The sequence below is a fragment of the Oceanisphaera profunda genome, from assembly GCF_002157895.1.
Taxonomy (GTDB): Bacteria; Pseudomonadota; Gammaproteobacteria; order Enterobacterales; family Aeromonadaceae; genus Oceanimonas; species Oceanimonas profunda.
The window spans coordinates 2,336,237-2,356,781 of sequence record NZ_CP021377.1; the positions used below are offsets into that span (position 1 = coordinate 2,336,237).

Annotated in this window: 20 protein-coding genes; 17 read left to right on the plus strand and 3 right to left on the minus strand. The window is 51.0% G+C overall.

Going from position 1 to position 20,545, the window contains the following annotated elements; genetic code table 11:
• Nucleotides 1-22: 22 nt before the first annotated feature.
• The gene (gene mutH, locus CBP31_RS10280) at nt 23-685 is read right to left on the minus strand and encodes a DNA mismatch repair endonuclease MutH (protein WP_087036985.1); all 663 of its coding nucleotides are present in this window, start codon (nt 683-685) and stop codon (nt 23-25) included.
• Nucleotides 686-1,373: 688 nt separating this feature from the next.
• Here mutH and rppH point away from each other — a divergent pair.
• The 7 genes from rppH to CBP31_RS10315 all read left to right on the plus strand — a co-directional run bounded on the left by rppH (nt 1,374) and on the right by CBP31_RS10315 (nt 9,260).
• Nucleotides 1,374-1,886 carry an RNA pyrophosphohydrolase gene (rppH, locus tag CBP31_RS10285; RefSeq protein ID WP_087036987.1) on the plus strand — a complete coding sequence of 171 codons (513 nt, stop codon included), beginning with the start codon at nt 1,374-1,376 and terminating at the stop codon, nt 1,884-1,886.
• A 166-nt stretch (nt 1,887-2,052) separates the two neighbouring features.
• Entirely contained in the window at nt 2,053-4,314 is a 2,262-nt protein-coding gene (ptsP, locus tag CBP31_RS10290) for a phosphoenolpyruvate--protein phosphotransferase (RefSeq protein ID WP_087036989.1), read from the plus strand.
• A 287-nt stretch (nt 4,315-4,601) separates the two neighbouring features.
• Nucleotides 4,602-5,429 (plus strand): prolipoprotein diacylglyceryl transferase, encoded by an 828-nt coding sequence (lgt, locus tag CBP31_RS10295; protein WP_087036991.1) that lies wholly within the window; start codon nt 4,602-4,604, stop codon nt 5,427-5,429.
• Nucleotide 5,430: 1 nt separating this feature from the next.
• A complete protein-coding gene (gene thyA, locus CBP31_RS10300) occupies nt 5,431-6,225 on the plus strand; it encodes a thymidylate synthase (protein ID WP_087036993.1) in 795 nt (264 codons plus the stop codon).
• A 445-nt stretch (nt 6,226-6,670) separates the two neighbouring features.
• Nucleotides 6,671-7,864, plus strand: a complete 1,194-nt coding sequence (gene nhaA / locus CBP31_RS10305; RefSeq protein WP_087036995.1) for a Na+/H+ antiporter NhaA — start codon at nt 6,671-6,673, stop codon at nt 7,862-7,864.
• Nucleotides 7,865-7,987: 123 nt separating this feature from the next.
• Nucleotides 7,988-8,932, plus strand: coding sequence for a transcriptional activator NhaR (nhaR, locus tag CBP31_RS10310; RefSeq protein ID WP_087036997.1), 945 nt, complete (start codon nt 7,988-7,990; stop codon nt 8,930-8,932).
• Nucleotides 8,933-8,954: 22 nt separating this feature from the next.
• A complete protein-coding gene (locus CBP31_RS10315) occupies nt 8,955-9,260 on the plus strand; it encodes an ArsR/SmtB family transcription factor (RefSeq protein ID WP_087036999.1) in 306 nt (101 codons plus the stop codon).
• A gap of 136 nt (nt 9,261-9,396) precedes the next feature.
• Here CBP31_RS10315 and rpsT read toward each other — a convergent pair whose 3' ends face one another.
• A complete protein-coding gene (gene rpsT / locus CBP31_RS10320) occupies nt 9,397-9,657 on the minus strand; it encodes a 30S ribosomal protein S20 (RefSeq protein WP_087037002.1) in 261 nt (86 codons plus the stop codon).
• A gap of 197 nt (nt 9,658-9,854) precedes the next feature.
• Here rpsT and murJ point away from each other — a divergent pair, with 197 nt between their 5' ends.
• The 6 genes from murJ (at nt 9,855) to ispH (ending at nt 17,180) form a co-directional block, all read left to right on the plus strand.
• A complete protein-coding gene (gene murJ / locus CBP31_RS10325) occupies nt 9,855-11,411 on the plus strand; it encodes a murein biosynthesis integral membrane protein MurJ (RefSeq protein WP_087037005.1) in 1,557 nt (518 codons plus the stop codon).
• 67 nt (nt 11,412-11,478) lie between these two features.
• Complete coding sequence (gene ribF, locus CBP31_RS10330; protein WP_087037007.1) at nt 11,479-12,426, plus strand: bifunctional riboflavin kinase/FAD synthetase; 948 nt, start codon at nt 11,479-11,481, stop codon at nt 12,424-12,426.
• A 5-nt stretch (nt 12,427-12,431) separates the two neighbouring features.
• Complete coding sequence (gene ileS / locus CBP31_RS10335; RefSeq protein WP_087037009.1) at nt 12,432-15,251, plus strand: isoleucine--tRNA ligase; 2,820 nt, start codon at nt 12,432-12,434, stop codon at nt 15,249-15,251.
• Nucleotides 15,251-15,778, plus strand: coding sequence for a signal peptidase II (gene lspA / locus CBP31_RS10340; RefSeq protein WP_087037011.1), 528 nt, complete (start codon nt 15,251-15,253; stop codon nt 15,776-15,778). The genes ileS and lspA overlap by 1 nt, the downstream gene beginning before the upstream one ends.
• On the plus strand, nt 15,771-16,205 hold the full coding sequence (gene fkpB / locus CBP31_RS10345) for an FKBP-type peptidyl-prolyl cis-trans isomerase (RefSeq protein WP_087037013.1): 435 nt from the start codon (nt 15,771-15,773) through the stop codon (nt 16,203-16,205). The genes lspA and fkpB overlap by 8 nt, the downstream gene beginning before the upstream one ends.
• A 30-nt stretch (nt 16,206-16,235) precedes the next feature.
• Nucleotides 16,236-17,180: a 4-hydroxy-3-methylbut-2-enyl diphosphate reductase gene (gene ispH, locus CBP31_RS10350; protein WP_087037016.1), complete on the plus strand. Its 945-nt coding sequence runs from the start codon at nt 16,236-16,238 to the stop codon at nt 17,178-17,180.
• Between the two features lie 105 nt (nt 17,181-17,285).
• On the opposite strand, the gene CBP31_RS10355 is transcribed toward ispH, so the two are convergent.
• Complete coding sequence (locus tag CBP31_RS10355) at nt 17,286-17,711, minus strand: type IV pilin protein (RefSeq protein ID WP_087037019.1); 426 nt, start codon at nt 17,709-17,711, stop codon at nt 17,286-17,288.
• Between the two features lie 97 nt (nt 17,712-17,808).
• On the opposite strand from CBP31_RS10355, the gene CBP31_RS10360 reads away from it, so the two are divergent.
• Genes CBP31_RS10360 through CBP31_RS10375 form a run of 4 tightly spaced genes read left to right on the plus strand, consistent with a single transcriptional unit; the run spans nt 17,809 to nt 20,535 of the window.
• A complete protein-coding gene (locus CBP31_RS10360; RefSeq protein WP_087037021.1) occupies nt 17,809-18,312 on the plus strand; it encodes a GspH/FimT family pseudopilin in 504 nt (167 codons plus the stop codon).
• Nucleotides 18,306-18,953, plus strand: a complete 648-nt coding sequence (locus CBP31_RS10365; RefSeq protein WP_087037024.1) for a PilW family protein — start codon at nt 18,306-18,308, stop codon at nt 18,951-18,953. Before CBP31_RS10360 ends, CBP31_RS10365 begins: the two co-directional genes overlap by 7 nt.
• Nucleotides 18,953-20,062 (plus strand): PilX N-terminal domain-containing pilus assembly protein, encoded by a 1,110-nt coding sequence (locus CBP31_RS10370; RefSeq protein ID WP_087037026.1) that lies wholly within the window; start codon nt 18,953-18,955, stop codon nt 20,060-20,062. The genes CBP31_RS10365 and CBP31_RS10370 overlap by 1 nt, the downstream gene beginning before the upstream one ends.
• A gap of 11 nt (nt 20,063-20,073) precedes the next feature.
• The gene (locus CBP31_RS10375) at nt 20,074-20,535 is read left to right on the plus strand and encodes a type IV pilus modification PilV family protein (protein WP_087037028.1); all 462 of its coding nucleotides are present in this window, start codon (nt 20,074-20,076) and stop codon (nt 20,533-20,535) included.
• The last annotated feature ends 10 nt before the right edge of the window (nt 20,536-20,545 follow it).

The following is a 20,545-nucleotide window of genomic DNA, read 5'->3' on the forward strand; positions in this document are numbered from 1 at the left end:
GCTGGGCGCTCGGCGCTGTGAGTTAAATCATAAAATGCCGGGCTAAGAGTGCGGCGGTAAAGCCGGTTTTAAGATAGAAGCCGCGCGGTAGCGTCATGATGGGTTGACCCTGTGCGCCCACCGCTTCGGTTAGCGCCTTACTGTTGGCCGCTTTGGGGCGCAATTGCAGCACTTGGCCATGGCGCGCACTTAAGGTCTGAATTTGCCCTAGGCTTATCAGCTCCATGATCTCTTCCCAATCTTGGCGCAATAGCTGTTCTTCTTCTGCCGTGGGTTGCCACCATAAAGGAGGCCCGACGATCCGCTCGCCGGGCGGCGTTTGGCGGGTGCCGATAATGGGGATCCACAGCACGCAAGAGAGTTTGTTGCGCACGTTTGAATCTTGCCAGCGCAAACCACTGATGCCGGTGAGCGGTGCCACACTGACGAAGGTGGTTTCTAGCGGCTTACCGCGCTCATCTACCGGTATGGTTTTGAGCTCCACGCCTAGCTCTGGAAAGTCTTGCTCTGGCTTGGAACCCGCACTGGCACCTAAGGCTAACTCCAATAATTGACCTATCCAACCCTTATCGCGGCGCAGGTTTTCCGGCACCGAGAGCCCTAACTGCTGGGCAATTTCCGCTAACGATAAGCCAGTTAATTGTTCGGCACTGTGCAGCAAGGCGGCGCGGTCCAGAGGGCGCATTCCTAAATTGTGCAAAATATCATCAACCCTAATATAAAAGATGAATACTGACTGACAAGACAGCAATCGATGCAAGCTAATGATTTAAAAAACATTATAGCTAACGACTGATCCGTCTCACTGATTAGCGTCATCATATACGTTTTTTCGCTCACAAAAACAGCCAGCTACACAGGCTTATCCACAGAAATTCTGGATAAGTCAGGTGAATGCTGATTTTAGCATTTTTTGGGCGAAAATTTGCCGAGCACGGCGGTTGTTTTGTTTTGTTAACACGAATTTTACCTTAATGCTGTGGATAACTTGGGTGTGGTTGTTTTTTGTACAGTGCAACTTGCTCACAATCAAATAAGGTTTAAATTGCCTGTGCAAAGATCCAGTTCGATCCTTTTTTTTGTTTTTAATGCTTTGATTATATTGGTTTATTATTGTTGTGTTTTAGGATCAGGCTCAGGCTTCTCTATTGGCGTACTGCAGACTTGTGCAAGCTATACAGCCTTTATCACAAGCTTATCCACACAATATGGGGGCAAGTGATCCTTGATGGATCCTTTTTTGTTCATAACTATTGACAAAAACACAAGTTATTCAAGATTGGCTATTTCAGCTATGTGACCAGCATCATTTGCCGCGAATAGGGGAATATGGAACAATCCTCGGTATGTTATTTTTTTAGTCTGGTGATTGCGTGATAGATGGCGACGGTTTTCGTCCCAATGTAGGCATAGTGATCTGCAATCGCAAAGGCCAGGTGCTGTGGGCGAGGCGCTACGGCCAGCATTCTTGGCAGTTTCCGCAAGGTGGTATGGATGACGGTGAAAGTCCGGAACAATCCATGTATCGGGAGCTGTACGAAGAAATTGGGCTTAGACCTGAGCATGTAACTTTGCTTGCGGTCACGCGCCACTGGCTTAAGTACAAGCTGCCTAAGCGCTTGGTTCGATGGGACAGTAATCCGGTTTGCATTGGTCAAAAGCAGAAGTGGTTTCTGTTGCGATTGGAATCAGAACAAGAGCCACATATTGAGTTTGGCTGTCATGGCCAACCGGAATTTGATGATTGGCGCTGGGTCAGCTATTGGTACCCGGTGCGCCAAGTGGTGTCTTTTAAACGAGAAGTCTATCGACGGGTATTAAAGGAATTTGCGCCTATCGTGATGGCGGAGCAAGGTCGGCGCGAATTGCGTAAACGGCCGCGCTAAGCAGCGCCTTACGCTGTACGTTATACGCTGTAAGTGATTGAGGCGTCGGCGTTTTGGCTTGAAGTTCGTGTGCTTCGAGTATGAGAAATCGTAAAATTAAACGTAAGTTGCTTTACGTATAACGTAAGGCGTTAAACGTGCGGCGCAACTTAAGGAGTAGGCGGCAGTGTTAAAGGAATTGCGGGAAATCGTCCAGCAGGTCACGGCCAGCTCTGACCTTAATGAGGCCATGAATGAGCTAGTGCGCCAAACCCGTTCTGCCATGAACGTTGACTGCTGCTCTATTTACTTACGCCAAACCCATCAGCAAAACTACCTGCTGGCCGCCACCGATGGTTTAGCGGCCAGTGCGGTGGGGCGCGCTAAAATCCCGCTGGGTGAGGGCATAGTCGGCTTAATTGGCGACAAAGAAGAGCTGATTAACTTGGCCGATGCCCGCTCTCATCCCAAATTCAAATACTTGCCGGAAGCCCGCGAAGACGCCTTTATCTCCTTTTTAGGCGCGCCCATTATCCACCAGCGTAAAACCTTGGGCGTGCTGGTGGTGCAGCAAAAGCAGGAGCGCTTGTTTGAAGAGGGCGAAGAATCTTTCTTAGTCACCTTGGCCTCCCAGCTGGCCACCGTAATTGCTCATGCCGAAGCCAAGGGTAACTTACGCTCACCTAACTGGCATGGCATGCTAAAGGGCTTAGCGGGCTCGCCTGGGGTGGCCATTGGTCGTGCTTGGGTATGGCGACCACGCATTGTTTTGGCCCAAGTCACCGAGCGTAAGGCAGACGATCCACAGCTGCAACATCAGCGGCTGGATAAAGTTTTGATCCAAGTGGAAGATGAACTGAACGGCATGGCGCTGCGGCTGCAAGAGTCACAGGCCAGTGAGTCGGTCGCCGTGCTGGAGGTGTATCAATACCTGCTGAAAGATCCGATATTTATTGCTTTGATCCGCCAGCAAATCGATCAAGGCTGGATTGCCGGCAGTGCGGTAAAGCGCATCTGTGAACAACAAATTGCCCAATTTGGTCATATGCTGGATCCGTATTTACGTGAGCGAGCGGCAGATATTCGCGATCTCGGCCAGCGACTACTGACGCGCTTGATCCACGAAGATGAAGGCATGCACAGCTTGTCGCTCGATGAGCCTGTGATTTTGGTGGCAGATGAAATTAGTGCCACCTTAATCGCTGAGATTCCGCCCAATAAACTCAAAGGTATTGTCTCCGCTAAAGGCTCGGTGAATTCACACGCGGCCATTTTAGCGCGCTCCATGGGCGTACCTGCGGTGATGGGCATTGAGCATAACTTTGAGTTGCTTGAAGACCGTTTATTGATTGTGGATGGCTATAACGGTGAGCTCTTGGTTGAGCCGGTGGCGTCTGTGCTGCGCGAATATAAACGCCTGATCAAGCAAGAACAGCAAATGGATGCGCTGTTTGCCAGTGTGGGCAATGATAAGGCGCACACCCTAGACGAGGTGCCCGTCACCTTGTTATTGAATGCAGGCCTGAGTGCAGACACCACCATCAGTGCCAATGATACCGTGGATGGCATTGGCTTATTTCGTACCGAAATTCCCTTTATGCTGCGCGATCGCTTTCCTTCTGAGCAAGAGCAAATTACCACCTATCGGCGGGTAATGGCCAATTACGCGGGCAAACCCGTGTGCATGCGTACCTTGGATGTGGGCGGCGATAAGCAGTTGCCGTATTTCCCGATTGTTGAAGAAAACCCCTTTTTAGGTTGGCGGGGCATTCGGTTAACGCTGGATCATCCGGAAATCTTTTTAGTGCAATTAAAAGCCATGCTGCGCGCCAGTCATGGCTTAGATAATCTGTCGATTATGTTGCCCATGGTCACTAACCTCGATGAAGTACGAGTGGCCAGGCGCATGTTAGACAGAGCCTGGCGAGAGGTGTCGGCTGAAACACCCGAGCATCAAATTATTCGCTACCCCAGTCTGGGCGTGATGATCGAAGTGCCGTCTCTATTATATCTATTGCCAGAACTGGCACCCTTGGTGGATTTTTGGTCGGTGGGCACCAATGATCTCACCCAATATTTACTGGCGGTGGATCGCAACAATGGTCGGGTGGCTAATATTTATGATGCGCTGCATCCGGCAGTATTACGCGCCTTGCAGCAGATTATTGATGCCGGTGAGCGTTTTGGTAAGCCGGTATCTATTTGCGGTGAACTGGCGGGGGATCCGATTGGCGTGTTGATCCTACTCGCTATGGGTTATCGGCGCTTTAGTATGAACAGCAGTAATATTCTGCGCATTAAATACATAGTGCGCCAATCCCGCTGCGACGAGCTAAAGAAACTGCTAGCCGAAACCGAAGGCCAGCAGCAATTGGGTTCGATCAAACAGGTCTTTGGTCGCTACCTCGAAGAACGGGGCTTAAGCGGCTTGCTGCGCGGGCCGCGTTGATTACTGAAGAGTGAGGCGTAAAGCGGGAAGAGGAGATAACCTCAGATTCCGCGTCTTCTGTTGCAAATAATATTTAGGTTGATTCATTTCAAAGCATCCTGCTGCGCAGGACCGTCGAACAAGTTGACGGCGACAAGGGCTCTTGCCATTAAGATCTCTTTATTCCGTGGCAAAAAGAAAGCTTTAATTTTTAACTTTGCGCCTAGCTCGCCAAAGGGCTCGTTTTTCTGGCAATTATCCCTGTGCGATCGCACAATACCCCCTTTTTGTTGTTTCTGGAGAAAGGCATGTCTGAAGGCCACTGGGTGTTCCCCGGTTTCGATCCCATTGCTATCCAAATAGGCCCGCTGGCGGTGCATTGGTATGGTTTGATGTATTTACTGGGCTTTATTTTTGCTTGGTTAGTCGCGAATTGGCGCGCCGCTCAGCCCGGCTCCCAATGGACCAAAGAGCAGGTGTCGGATGTGCTTTTCTATGGCTTCTTGGGCGTGATCATCGGTGGCCGTCTGGGGTATGTATTTTTCTACCAGTTTGATGCCTTCTTGGACGATCCTCTGTATTTGGTTAAGATCTGGACCGGCGGCATGTCGTTTCATGGCGGCTTAATTGGTGTGATCACCGCCCTGTGGTTATTTGCCCGCAAACAGAAAAAAACCTTTTTTGCCGTGGCTGATTTTATCGCGCCCTTGATCCCCTTTGGTTTAGGCGCAGGCCGCATCGGTAACTTTATTAATGGCGAGCTTTGGGGCCGAGTGACTGACGCACCGTGGGGCATTATTTTCCCTGCCGCCGGCATGCTGCCTCGTCATGCTTCCCAGTTGTATCAATTTGCGCTGGAAGGCGTGGTGTTATTGATTATCTTAAACTTAGCTTGGCGACTGCGTGCGCCCCGTGGTGCTATCTCAGGCTTGTTCCTCGCCTGTTATGGTCTATTCCGCTTTATGGTGGAGTTTGTGCGCGAGCCAGACGTGCAGTTGGGCTTGTACCTCGACTTGTTCAGCATGGGGCAGTTGCTATCCATGCCCATGATGCTGGCCGGCGGCATTATGCTGTGGGCCGCTTTCGCTCGCCCCCAATGGTACACCCGCAATGATTTACTAACGGAGAACAAATAGCGTGAAAGCCTATCTTGATTTAATGCAGCATATTTTAGACAAAGGTGCGGTGAAAGAAGACCGCACCGGCACCGGTACCTTATCCGTATTCGGCCATCAGATGCGCTTTGATTTGGCTGAGGGTTTTCCGTTGGTCACCACTAAAAAGTGCCATCTCAAGTCGATCATTCATGAGTTACTGTGGTTTTTAAACGGTGATACTAATACCGGCTATCTCAAAGAGCACGGCGTGCGCATCTGGGATGAGTGGGCCGATGAGAATGGAGATTTAGGCCCAGTTTATGGCCATCAGTGGCGCAGCTGGCAAGGGGCTAATGGTCAAGTGACTGACCAAATCAGCGAGGCGCTGCACACCATTAAGACCAATCCTGATAGTCGACGCATTATTGTCTCGGCTTGGAATGTGGGTGAGCTGGATCAAATGGCGCTCGCACCTTGTCATGCGCTATTTCAGTTTTATGTGGTGAACGGCAAGTTGTCTTGTCAGCTTTACCAGCGCAGTTGTGACGTGTTCTTAGGTTTACCCTTTAATATCGCCAGTTACGCGCTGTTAACGCACATGATGGCGCAACAGGCGGGCTTAGAAGTGGGAGATTTTGTCTGGACCGGTGGCGATGTGCATTTGTATCGTAATCATCTGGAGCAAACGGCGTTGCAGTTAACGCGCCAGCCTTTCGCCTTGCCTCGGTTAACCTTGGCCAGAAAACCGGACTCATTATTCGATTATGCTTTTGAAGACTTCGTACTCGAAGGCTATGAAGCACACCCGCATATTAAGGGCGCAGTAGCCATTTAACGCAAGATCCAATATGTTATGGGGGCGTTGCTAGGGACTGTTGACCTTTCGCGGTTAAATTTTGTTCGAGTTAAACGCGTTTTTATCGCGGCGAGTGGGGTGTAGCCTAGTCATTCTAAGCAAACTCCCACTCAACAAAGAGAAAAACGCGTTTAGCCGAACCCTACGGGCAGCATTTGTGGCGCCTTTCTACGGCGTTATCGCTTATTTATGGAGAATGACTCCATGGCACAAGCGATGTCTTGTATAAAGACCCCACAAACTGCTGCAAAAATCATCTCGAAAGGTCAACAGCCCCTAAGGTGTTTGCTTTTTTTTTAATGTAAAAACTATAATTAACGGCACAGGTAATGCCGTCTGAGTTAGGTAACGCAAGGGAATGCCCGTTAGGGATGAGCCGAGTTTATTCGGTAGCGGATCGTAGATGAGAAGGAGTCTCTATCATATGGCCTATGTACTAAAACGATTTTTGGCAATGGAATCTTCTGGCGGTATTTTGTTAATTATTGCCGCCATTATTGCCATGCTGATGGCCAATACGGGCTTATCTGATATCTATCAGAACGTACTTAATACTCAAATTCAGCTGCGCATTAGTAGCTTGGATTTAGATAAAACCCTCGCGCATTGGGTAAATGATGGCCTCATGGCGATCTTTTTCTTGGTGATCGGCCTCGAAGTGAAACGCGAGCTGGTCTCGGGCGCGCTCTCTAGCCGAGAAAAAGCCATGTTTCCGGCGCTGGCTGCGATAGGCGGCATGCTGTTTCCCGCCTTGTGGTTTTTGGTGTTTAACCTTGGCGAAGGCGCGAGCCAAGATGGTTGGGCCATTCCGACCGCCACCGATATTGCGTTTGCTTTGGGCGTGATAGCCCTGCTGGGCAAACGAGTGCCGCTGAGTCTTAAAGTGTTTTTACTGGCGCTAGCCATTATTGATGACTTGGGCGCTATTATCATTATTGCGCTGTTTTATAATCATGGTATTTCGATCCCCGCGCTGTCGGTAGCGGCATTAGGTATTGGCGGCTTGTACTGGCTTAACCGCGCGCAGGTGAAGAATCTGGTGCCCTATCTGATCTTGGGCTGGGTAGTCTGGGTGGCGGTACTGCAGTCTGGGGTGCATGCCACCATAGCCGGCGTTATCTTGGGCTTTTTGATCCCCCTGCACGGTATTAAGTTTTCACCGTCTCAAGAGCTAGAGAAATTTTTGCATCCTTGGTGTGCCTTTTTTATTCTGCCGCTGTTTGCCTTTGTAAATGCGGGCGTCTCACTTAAAGGCTTATCATTATCTGATCTGGCAGCTCCGCTGCCGCTGGGTATTATGGCCGGCTTACTGCTAGGCAAGCCGATGGGCATCTTTTTAAGTGCTTGGCTGGCGGTACGCTTAGGTTGGGCACAGTTGCCTGCTGGAGTCTGTATGAGGCAGATATTTGCCGTGTCTGTGCTCTGTGGTATCGGCTTTACTATGTCTATTTTTATTGCCTCTTTGGCTTTCGCACAAACCCCCGAGTTGGCGAACTTATCGCGCTTAGGCATCTTATTGGGCTCTACTTTGGCGGCCAGCTTGGGCTACACACTCTTGTATGTCATTTTGCCTCGGCATCAGTTAAAGCCGGTAGGGGAAGTAGAAACGCAAAACTAACTCGCGTGTAAGCCTAGCTGGTGTTGCTAAACGGCTATTGCGACCGTGACCAAGAATAGAGCGGCTGGGTATTCAAACCCAGCCGCTTTTATTATGATGGGGCACATGTCGTGGAGATTTCCTTTGTCACACCTTAATTATAATCATCTGTATTACTTTTGGATGACGCAAAAGAAGGGCTCGGTGACCAAAGCTGCCGAGGCCTTATTCTTAACGCCGCAAACCGTCACCGGACAGGTCCGCCAGCTTGAGCAACGCTTGGGCGGTAAGCTATTCAAACGCAAAGGCCGGCAATTGGAAGCCAGTGAGCTGGGCCAACTGGTGTTTAAGTATGCGGATCGCATGTTTAGCTTGTCTTATGAAATGCTGGATATCGTCCATTATCGTAAAGAAGATCATCTGATTTTTGATGTGGGTATTGCGGATGCGCTGTCTAAACGCTTGGCGAGTCGAGTGTTAATGTCGGTGATCCCTAACGACGGCTCGATTCACCTGCGCTGTTATGAGTCGACCCACGAGATGCTGCTCGAGCAATTGAGCGAACACAAGCTGGATATGATCTTATCAGATTGTCCCGTGGACTCAGCTCAGCATGCCGGCTTGCTATCGAAGAAGCTCGGCGAGTGTGAAATGGGTTTTTATTGTCGTGAACCGCTGCCCACTAAACCTTTTCCTGAGTGCTTAGAAGAGCGTCGCTTGCTGATCCCGGGCCGTCGTACCGCCATGGGCCGACAATTACGCCATTGGTTGGAAGTGCAGGGTTTAAAGCCGCAAATTCTCGGTGAGTTTGATGATGCAGCGCTGATGAAGGCGTTTGGCTTTTTTAACCAAGGTATCTTCGTGGCACCCGCCATTTATCGAGACGCGATTTTGCAATATCAGCCGGTGGTTGAGATTGGCCGAGTGGAGGAGCTAAAAGAAGAATATTACGTTATTTTCGCCGAACGTATGATACAACACCCAGCGGTGAAGCGATTATGCGAAAGTGATTTTAGTATGTTGTTTTCTGGTTTAGACGATTTTTCTACAGGTATCGCGCCCGTCAGCTTTGACGGCGAATTTAGTTAAACATCTTAACGTGGGCATAATGATGGATATGGATGCAATGCGAGCGGGCGCGGGCAATGCCGTTAAGCTGCTTAAGGCGCTGGCGAATGAGCGCAGATTATTTATTTTGTGTCATTTACTCGACAAAGAATTGTCGGTAGGGGAAATGAACCAACACTTAGGTTTAAGCCAGTCGGCGCTTTCCCAGCACTTGGCCTTGCTCCGTAACGACGGTTTCGTTCGCACCCGTAAAGAAGCGCAAACCGTGTATTACTCGCTAAAAAGTGAAGAAGTACGAGAAGTGATCAGCCTACTGCACAAGCTGTATTGCAGTGAGAAATCATTGTGAGGAGTGAGGGGTAAAAAGTGAGGGGTGGTTAGGCGTGAAACTTGTTTGCCCGCCACGTTTACGCCTCACACTGAAAATCAGACAATAAAAAACCGGCGTGAGCCGGTTTTTTTTACGCGCTAATAAAGTCTGTAACTTACAGGGCTTTAATTTTTGCGTTCAGGCGGCTCTTATGACGAGCTGCTTTATTCTTGTGGATCAGACCTTTAGTGGCCATACGATCCAACAATGGTTGTGCAGTGTCAAACGCCTGTTGAGCGTTTGCTTTATCGCCAGTCGCGATAGCTGCAAGTACTTTTTTCATGTAAGTGCGAACCATAGAACGACGGCTGGCATTGTGCTTACGGCGTTTCTCAGATTGAAGCGCGCGTTTCTTAGCAGACTTGATATTAGCCAAGGTAAAACTCCTAAAACTGTCTTAGCGAGTGAGAATAAAAGGCCGAGGAATATGCCTTTTTCACTACGGATTGTCAATTGGTTTGTGCAAATAAACATCGCCCTGTGGTCAGATACAGAGCCGAAGGTTAAACTGTCGGCCGAATTCTACCAGCATTACCCCACCTTCAGCAATTTTCTTACTACGAGGTTTTCATTTTGAGTAAGGTGCTTTTACGATCAGGCCTAATTGTATCGGCCATGACCCTGATTTCTCGGGTGTTAGGCTTGGTGCGAGATGTAGTGATCGCTAACTTGTTAGGCGCTGGTGCGTCTGCAGATGTGTTCTTTTTTGCCAACCGTATACCTAATTTTTTACGTCGTCTATTCGCCGAAGGAGCCTTCAATCAGGCTTTTATTCCGGTGATGACAGAATACAAACAAACTCGCAGTTTTAAGGATACGCAGGACCTAATTGCCGCCGTTTCCGGCACCCTTGGCATGATAGTGACGGTGGTGACCTTAATTGGCATGGTCGGTTCTGGCATTGTGACCGCCATATTTGGCATTGGTTGGTTTTTAGAGTGGTATAACGATGGACCCGAAGCCTATAAATTTGAGCTGGCTTCTGTACTGCTAAAAGTGACCTTTCCCTACCTGTGGTTTATCTGCTTTACCGCCATGTCGGGAGCGATTTTAAATACCTTTGGCAAGTTTGCAGTGTCGTCTTTTACGCCGGTGTTTCTGAATCTGGCCATGATAGGAGCCGCACTCTGGATCTCCCCCCGCATGGCGGAGCCAGAAATGGGCTTGGCCATAGGGGTATTTCTCGGTGGCTTAATCCAATTTTTGTTCCAGTTTCCGTTTTTGCGTCGCTTGCACATGCTGGTGCGTCCGCGCTGGGCTTGGCATCACCCGGGCGTGGTAAAAATCCGCACCCTGATGATCCCCGCCTTGTTTGGGGTGTCGGTCAGCCAAGTAAACCTATTGTTTGATACCATGCTGGCGTCCTTTCTCGCCACCGGCTCCATCAGTTATCTGTATTACTCGGATCGCTTATTGGAATTTCCGCTTGGTTTATTTGGCATTGCCATCGCCACCGTGATTTTACCGGCCTTATCCAGCCGCCATGTAGAACAATCGAAAGAGGGCTTTGCCGCCACCATGGACTGGGGGGTGCGCATGGTGTTGCTGATGGGCTTTCCAGCCATGTTAGGCCTGATTGTATTAAGCGAGCCCATGCTGCGCGTGCTGTTTATGCGCGGCGAGTTTGGGGTAACGGAAGTGACGGCGGCCAGCAAAAGCTTGATTGCCTATGGCGTGGGCCTGCAAGCCTTTATGCTGATCAAGGTGTTGGCACCGGGTTATTATGCCCGCCAAGACACCAAGACGCCGGTGCGCTTTGGTATTATCGCCATGGTGGCCAATATGGTGATGAACGCCATTTTGATTTTCCCTCTGGGCTACGTGGGCTTAGCCTTGGCCACCGCACTGTCTGGTATCTTGAATGCGGGCTTGCTGGCGTGGGGCTTGAGTAAGCGCGGTATTTACCATCCGAGTCGTAAAACTCTGTGGTTTGCCGGTAAAGTTGCGCTAGCTAGTCTGACCATGGCCGCGTTATTAGTCTGGTTATCGCCGCCGCTGAGCACCTGGGCCCAGTGGGGCATGCTGAGCAGTGCGGGGCATCTGCTGGCCTATATTGGAGCCGGTGCTGTGTGTTACGGTGTGTTACTGGTGCTGACTGGCGTGCGTTTGTCGCATTTTAAAAGCCTATAGAGCTGATCCTAGCGGCGGCCTGAGGTATAATCCGTCGCTTTACAATTTAAGGTCGGCCTTGGAGTCTATGGAGCTTATACGCGGCATTCCCAACATCAAACCCTGGCACAAGGGATGTGTGCTCACCATAGGTAACTTTGATGGGGTGCACTTAGGGCATCAAGCCGTGCTGCGAGGCTTAATTGAGCAAGCGCGCCGCTTACAAGTGCCGGCGTGTGTGATGGTGTTTGAGCCTCAACCCAGAGAGTTATTTAGTGGTGGTCAGGCACCGGCCCGACTTACCCGCTTGCGTGAAAAATATCAGCAACTGGCGCGTCTGGGTATCGACCGTTTATTGTGCGTGCGCTTTAACGCGGACTTTGCCGCCCAAAGCCCAGATCATTTTATTCGCGACTTATTAGTGGATAAGCTGGGGGTGCGGTTTTTAGTAGTGGGTGACGATTTTCGCTTTGGCCAAGACCGCAACGGCGACTTTGAATTACTCACCCGCGCCGGTGCCGCCTTTAATTTTGACGTGGTCAGCACCCAAAGTTGGCGCAGAAACAGTCAACGCGTGAGCAGCACGCTAATCCGTGAGGCGCTGGGTAATGACCAACTCGCAGATGCCACCGAGATGCTAGGCCGGCCTTATAGTTTATGTGGTCGGGTGGCACACGGTGCCAAGTTGGGCCGCACTATTGGTTTTCCGACCGCCAACGTGGCATTAAAACGTCAAGTTAGCCCAGTGTCCGGCGTGTATGCGGTTGAGCTGTGGTTAGAGGGTAAGCCCCACGCGGGCGTGGCCAATATTGGTAATAAGCCAACTGTAAATGGCAGCCAAGCTTTATTAGAAGTTCATCTGTTTGATTTTTCCGGTGATATTTACGGTAAACAGGTGGAAGTAGAGCTGTGCAAAAAATTGCGCAGTGAACAAAAATTCGCTTCCTTTGCGTTGTTAAAGGAGCAAATTCAACGCGATGCCGTTGCAGCCCGCCATTGGTTTGGGTTGACGGCATCAGAACCGAATGGAATGTAGGACTCATGAGCGACTATAAAAACACCCTGAATTTGCCCGAAACAGAATTTCCGATGCGCGGTAATCTTGCCCAACGTGAGCCTGTGATGCTGGCGCGCTGGATTGAGCAGGATCTCTACGGCGCCGTGCGTCAGGCTAAAGCCGGCAAAAAGCCGTTTATTTTGCATGACGGCCCTCCGTACGCCAATGGCAGCATTCATATTGGTCACTCGGTAAACAAAATTCTGAAAGACATTATCGTCAAGTCTAAAGGCTTGCAGGGCTTCGACTCACCCTACATTCCCGGCTGGGACTGCCACGGTCTGCCGATTGAGCTCAAAGTAGAAGAAAAAATTGGTAAGCCCGGCGTGAAAGTGACGCCCGCTGAGTTTCGTGAAGCCTGTCGTGCTTATGCGAAAACCCAAATTGCCGCGCAAAAAGCCGATTTTATTCGTTTAGGCGTACTGGGCGATTGGGAAAATCCGTATCTGACCATGGACTTTGGCACCGAAGCCAACATCATTCGCTCACTGGGCAAGATCATCGATAACGGCCATTTGCACAAAGGCTCAAAGCCGGTGCACTGGTGTACCGATTGCGGCTCCGCATTAGCGGAAGCAGAAGTTGAGTACGAAGACCGTCGCTCTCCGGCCATTGACGTACGCTTTAAAGCCGTAGATCAAGACGCCGTAGCGGCACTGTTTGATTGCCCCGTGGGCCACACCGGTCAAGGCGCTATCTCTGTGGTCATTTGGACCACCACGCCTTGGACGTTGCCCGCTAACCGCGCCGTGGCCTTGAGCTCAGAGCTCAGCTACGCGCTAGTACAAGTAGAAGGCGAGCAACCAGAGCGCTTGATCTTGGCCGCCGACTTAGTGACTGAAGTGATGGACCGCGCCGGCATCAGCCAGTATCACAACTTAGGCTTTTGCCAAGGCAGTGCCCTTGAGCTGAGCCGTTTTCAGCATCCTTTCTATGACTTCTCGGTGCCCGCTATCTTAGGCGATCACGTGACCCTAGACGCAGGTACCGGTGCCGTACATACCGCACCGGGCCACGGTCAAGAAGACTTCGTGGTTGGCCAGCAATACGGCTTAGAAATTGCCAACCCCGTGGGCGGCAACGGTGTCTACTTGCCAGACACTGAACTGTTTGCCGGTCAGCATGTGTTTAAAGCTAACGATTCAGTAGTAGAAGTGCTCAAAGAGCGCGGCGCACTCTTGCATCATCAAGCCTACATGCACTCGTATCCGCATTGCTGGCGCCATAAGACGCCCATTATCTTCCGTGCTACGCCCCAGTGGTTTATCAGCATGGAGCAGGGCGGCTTGCGTGAAAAAGCGCTGGCTGAGATCAAAAAAGTACAATGGGTGCCAGAGTGGGGTCAAAACCGTATTCAAGCCATGGTTGAGAATCGCCCGGATTGGTGTATCTCGCGCCAGCGTACTTGGGGTGTACCGATTGCCTTGTTTGTGCATAAAGAAACTCAAGCGTTGCACCCGCGAGCCACTGAACTAATGGAAGAAGTGGCCAAGCGCGTGGAGCTGGCCGGTATTCAAGCCTGGTGGGATCTGGATCCGACCGAGCTGTTAGGCGAAGAAGCGAGCCAATACGAAAAAGTATTGGATACGCTGGATGTGTGGTTTGACTCAGGATCCACTCACTCTACTGTGGTTGATCCGCGTCCCGAGTTTGGCGGCCACAGTGCCGACCTGTATCTGGAAGGCTCGGATCAGCATCGCGGCTGGTTTATGTCATCCCTGATGATCTCCACCGCCATGAAAGGCCATGCGCCTTACAACCAAGTGCTGACCCACGGTTTCACCGTAGACGGCGACGGTCGTAAGATGTCTAAGTCAATTGGCAACGTGGTTAGCCCACAGCAGGTAATGAACAAGCTGGGCGCGGATATCTTGCGCTTATGGGTGGCGGGCACGGATTATTCCGGTGAAATGACGGTGTCTGATGAGATCTTAAATCGCAGTGCCGATGCTTATCGTCGTATTCGTAACACGGCGCGCTTCTTGTTAGCTAACTTGAATGGCTTTGATCCGGCCACCGACATGGTGGCACCGGATGATATGGTGTTGATTGACCGTTGGGCCGTGGGCCGTGCGCAGGCTATTCAGCAAGAAATCGTCACCGCCTATGATGAATATAACTTCCATTTGGTTACCCAAAAGCTGATGCAGTTCTGCTCGGTAGAAATGGGTTCTTTCTATCTCGACGTGATCAAAGACCGCCAGTACACGGCGAAAGCCGATGGTTTGGCCCGTCGCTCTTGTCAGACGGCGCTGTTCCATATAGTGGAAGCGCTGGTGCGCTGGATGGCACCTATCATGAGCTTTACCGCTGATGAAATCTGGAACTTGTTACCCGGCGAGCGCAGCCAATTTGTGTTTACCGAAGAGTTCTACGAGGGACTATTTGGTCTGGCCGCCGATGAAACACTGAATGATGAGTTCTGGGCGGAATTGCTTACCGTGCGTCAAGCGGTCAATAAAGCCTTAGAAGCTGCACGTAAAGAGAAAGTGATTGGCGGTGCGCTTGAATCCGATATCACGCTGTTTGTGGATGAGTCATTGGCGACCACGCTGGGCCGTTTGGGGAATGAGCTGCGCTTTGTGCTGTTGACCTCAAGTGTAACGGTTAAGCCGTTACCAGAAGCCGTTAACGCCCAAGACACCGAACTTGCAGGCTTAAAGATCACTGTGGCGAAGAGCGCAGCGCAGAAGTGCGGTCGTTGCTGGCACCATGTGGCTGACGTAAGTGAAGAGCACGACCATATGTGTGGTCGCTGTGTGTCTAACGTCTCTGGGGACGGCGAAACTCGCCGGTTTGCTTAATGACGAACGTGCGAGGCTCACAGCTAAGCTCACCGTTAGGCTCACTGTTAAATAGTGGTCTGCGTTGGTGGTGGCTGGCCCTAGTGGCCATAGTGCTCGACCAAGTGACCAAGTGGTTCACCGTGACTTATTTGGAGTTTGGTTATCCAGGGGTGCAAATCACCCCCTTCTTTAACTTAGTGCACGTCTATAACCCGGGTGCTGCCTTTAGCTTTTTGGCGGATCAAGGCGGCTGGCAACGCTGGTTTTTTGCCGGCCTCGCCACCGCCGTTACTGTGTTATTAAGCGTGTGGATGGCTAAAATGCCCAAAGCCGCCCGATGGTTGCCCGCCGCTTATGCATTAGTGATTGGTGGCGCCATCGGTAACGTGATTGACCGACTCTTGCTGGGCCACGTGGTCGACTTTCTCGACTTTTACGTGAATGCTTGGCATTGGCCGGCCTTTAACTTGGCGGACAGCTTTATCTTTATTGGTGCCGCCATGATCATCATCGACAGCCTGAAGAAGGACAAAGTAGATGAGTAACCAGATAGCAGCTCAGAGTGAAGTGTTATTTCACTTCACGCTCACCTTGGCCGACGGCTCAGTGGCCGACAGCACCAAGTTACAAGGTAAACCGGCCAAGTTGAAGATGGGCGATGGCAGCCTAACGGCTAACTTTGAAGCCTGCTTACTGGGCTTAAAAGCCGGCGAACAGCACAGCTTTGAGCTGGGCCCTGATGATGCCTTTGGGCCGGTTAATCCCAATAACATTCATTATATGGAACGCCGCCAATTTGCCGCGGAGTTGGACTTGAGTGAAGGCTCGATTGTGGCCTTTACTCAGCCCAATGGTGCCGAAATTCCCGGCATTATTCGCGACGTGGCCGGCGATTCGGTGACCGTTGACTTCAACCATCCACTGGCGGGTCAACGCGTTACCTTCGACGTAGAAATACTGACCGTTGCATAAACGGTTTGTTTAGATATTAAGGAGTCTGGCATGGATATTCTACTGGCCAACCCGCGCGGCTTTTGTGCCGGCGTGGATCGCGCCATCAGCATAGTGGAAAGTGCGCTAGAGAAATTTTCCGCACCCATTTATGTGCGCCATGAAGTGGTGCATAACCGCTATGTGGTCAATAAGCTGAAAAATGCGGGCGCCGTGTTTGTGGAAGAGCTAGATCAGGTGCCAGACGATAATATCGTGATTTTTTCGGCCCATGGTGTATCCAAAGCGGTGCGCGAAGAAGCCAAGCGCCGCGGCTTAAAAGTGTTTGATGCCACTTGCCCCTTGGTGACCAAGGTGCACATGGAAGTGCACAGAGCCAGTAAAAAAGGCATAGAAACCATACTGATTGGCCATGCGGGCCACCCAGAAGTGGAAGGCACCATGGGCCAGTATGAAAGTGTTGAGGGGGGCATCTACTTAGTAGAAAACCCAGCCGACGTAGAAACACTGGCGGTTAAACACCCGGATAACCTGACTTTCGTGACCCAAACTACGCTTAGTGTGGATGAAACTTCGGACGTAATCGATGCGCTGCGCGCGCGCTTTCCGACCATTCAAGGGCCGCGTAAAGATGACATTTGTTATGCCACGCAAAACCGTCAAGATGCGGTACGCGAGTTAGCCGCCAAGGCGGACGTGATGTTAGTGGTAGGTTCTAAAAACTCCTCTAATTCCAACCGTTTGCGCGAGCTGTCAGAAAAAATCGGCACCCGCGCTTATTTAATCGATTGTGTCGAAATGATTGATGCCAGCTGGTTGGCGGGTGTGGAGCGAGTAGCGGTGACCGCCGGCGCCTCAGCACCGGAGATCTTAGTGCAAGAGGTGATTAATCATCTAAAAACCTTAGGCGGCAATACGGTTACCGAGCACCCAGGACGCGAAGAAAATATCGTGTTTGAAGTGCCCGCCGAGCTTAAAATTAAAAACGTAAGCTAAACAGCGCTAAGCCAAAAAATAAAAAAGCCGAACTTTATAGTTCGGCTTTTTGTTGTTTGTGATCCGGCAGAATGGGGCAATTGAGCTGCCAGCTTGCTAAAAAGGCTATTCCCAACACTCGACGGGTGTTTTTTCATGACTGCGATTGAGAGTTAGCGTTTGGCAAGACTGAGCACCTTGGCGGTCTTGCGCTTGGGCTAAGCCGGCTTTGACGGTGGCGGTTAATTGATAGTGGCTGCTGCTGGCTTGGGTGATGCTAAAGCTGTAGTGGGTGTGATCTGCAAGTCTTGGGTCTAAATCGCTGATGTCGGTTGCGTATTGCGCATGGCTGATCCGCCATTCTTCTTGTTGTAGCTGCAGAGCATATAAGGATTTTTGGGCTGCCAGGCGTTGATTTTTTAATAAGTACGCCGAGAAGCTGGGGTAGGCGAGGGCACCCAAGATAGCGATTATGGTGGCCACAATCAGTAGCTCAACTAACGAAAACCCTGATTGTTCAGCTGTCTGCGATGCATACTCAATGCGACTCATGTGCTTGCCTTGTTGAAAAGAAGGTCCTGAGCCAAGCTTAGTCTTAACCTTGTAAACAGGGTGCGTATGGTAAAGGCGTGTGCTGCAAGGAGGCAGTATGCAAGTGAGTCAGGCAGGACTAACGCTGATCGAGCTGTTACTGAGCTTAATGATAATCGCCATCTTAGGCATGCTGGCGGTGCCTAGTTTTCAGAGCCTTGCTCAGCAGTATCGTGTGCGTGGCGCTGGCAGCTTAGTGTATGCGCACTTGCAGCAAGCCCGCAGTGAAGCCATTAAGCGCAACACCAATATTACCGTATGCTTTAGCGGCTCGGGTACGGCTGCTTGGCAATATCAAGTGCTAGAGCTAAGCCAAGCGGGGGACTGCGATAGCCAAGTTATTGACCAAATTGAACAGGTGAGCGGCCAGCAGTTTCTTGGCGTGATCCTCACCGCTGCGTATCCCACTCCCCACCTTATTTTTAAACCCAGAAGAAGTGCTTTACTGTCGGGCAACCTCACCCTTAAACAAGGGGAACATGATCTTAAGGTGACCACTTGGAATAACAGCATTATTCGCACCTGCTCTGACAGTCAGCTGCCCGGCGTGCCGCCATGTTAAAAGCGGCGTTGGGCTTTTCATTATTAGAAATCTTAGTGGCCATGGCATCGGGCTTGGTGGTGTTGGCGACTGTGCTGTCTTTGTTTATCAGCTTATTGAGCACAGCCAATACCACCTTGCAGTTATCGCGATTGAATCAAGAGGTACAAAGCATCAGTGACTTGCTGAGCCGAGATATTCAGCGGGCCGGTTATCATCCTGCGGCCGTAACTGAGGTGGCATTGAACTCGGTAGCCTCCACCGCCAAGCACTTGGTATTTTCTCCGAGCGAAGACTTATATCCTGCCGCTAATGCGGCTCACTGTATCCGCGTTAAATTTTGGGACGCCGATGCCCCTTCAGGTGAACAAGCAGTGGTGCGGGTTTATCATTTTCAGGCCAGCACGGGTGTGCTGCGGGTACATCGTCATCATGATGTGCAAAGTGTAGAGCCGCTCAATCTTCTATGTGGATCAGGCAACCAGCTTATCTCCAGTAAAGAAATTCGCGTACAGCAGTTATCTTTTCGTTTAACGCCTAACAGCTCCGCTCAAGGTGCGCGCAGTATTGAGTTAGTGATGCATGCCGCTTATGTGGCGCGGCCGGACTTAGCGCAAACCTTACACAAACAGGTGCTGTTAAGAAATCAAGGTGGCGGGTAATGACGCCGCAAGCGGGATTTACCACCTTGGCTATTAGCCTGTTATTGCTGGCAATTTTAAGCTCATTAACGCTATTTATGGGCCAAGCGTTGGTCTCTGAGCGGCGCCTGACGCTCAATGAAATAGAGTATCGGTTAACCCATGCCGCTGCTGAGCAAGGTTTGGCGGAGGCCATAGCGCAGCTCAAAGTTGAGCCCAACATCCACAGCTTGGCGCGCAGTGTGACTCATGATTTAGGTGAGGTCAGTTATGAGGTTAACATAGCGCCCCATGGCTCTTTAGCCGGAGTACGACAATTAACGGCAACTGCGAGCATGAATAGTGGTGCGCGCAGTCGTGTCAGCCTAGCCTTGGCCGAGCGTACAGTATTGAACCCGCAGCACGCAGGGCCTACCTCTCCACTCATGTTAGGTGGCGCTAATACCGTCGTTAATGGTCAATTGCAGATAGTGGCACAGCAAGATAATGCCGATATGTCCTCGGTGTGGTCTGCCGGAAACTTAAACGTGCATGGCGAGCTGCACACCTGTGCTTTGGCCGATTATGACACTCAGGCGCGCCACTGCTCGGTGAGCTTGAGTCAAGTGGACGCGCATGAACAACGCCTTGAGCAGGATGTACGGCTGGCAGATGCGAGCTTTCCTGCTGAGCTATTAGATTATGTGTTTGGTTATGATGCCAGCCAATGGCCACACCTAGCACGCCTTGCTACAGCTGTGGTGCAAGATTGCAGCCAAATTCAGCGGGCAGGGTTTTATATAGTCAGCAATGGGGTGAGCTGCCAGTTAGATCAAGTGGTGAGCTCATACGCCGCTCCCGTGATCTTGCTGGTCAAAGACATGGCAGTAACGGCCAATACGCCCACCCAGTTACATGGCCTGCTGGTATTGTACGGCACAGATAGCACCGCTCGTTCGCTGAGCTTAGCCAATGGCAGTGAGCTTATCGGTGGTCTTATCATGGGGGCGGGCAACGCTGAACTGAATGGTGATTTTGTACTGCGCTATGATGCGAGCCTGCTGTGCACGATGAGCGCTTGTCAACCCGCTGCGGGCGCCAGTCCTTTTCGGTTGCTCAGTGTGATTGCTGGCAGTTGGCATGACGACTAACGGGAGGCTTAATGAGGAGCGCGCGAGGCTTTGGCTTGATTGAGGTAATGGTAGCATTGGTGCTTATCGCCGTGATGGCTGCGGCTTTGCTGCCACTCAGTCAGCGTTATTTAAACATCAGCCGAGACGGCAGGCAGCGTGAAGTGGCGCTGCGTTTGGCAGAGTCAAAGCTGGATGAGCTACGACACTTTGCTCAGCAAAATCAGCCGCAGCTAGTCGTGAGTGGCGAAGGTAGTCAACTTATTATGCACACCGAATTTAGCCTCGATTGGGCTGTGCATGCGTTTAATTGGAGCTCGTCGCAGCAAGCGTGGCAGCCGGCGGTTACCAATGCACAATTTGGCGGTAAGCAAGACGTTTCAGTCACGGTGGCCTGGCATAATACTCAGGGTGAACCACAGACTTTTACCCTACAAACGGCTTTGGTCGCCTTACCCACCCTTACCGCAGGTCCCTTTGGCAGTCGGCCTTGATGCCCCTTAA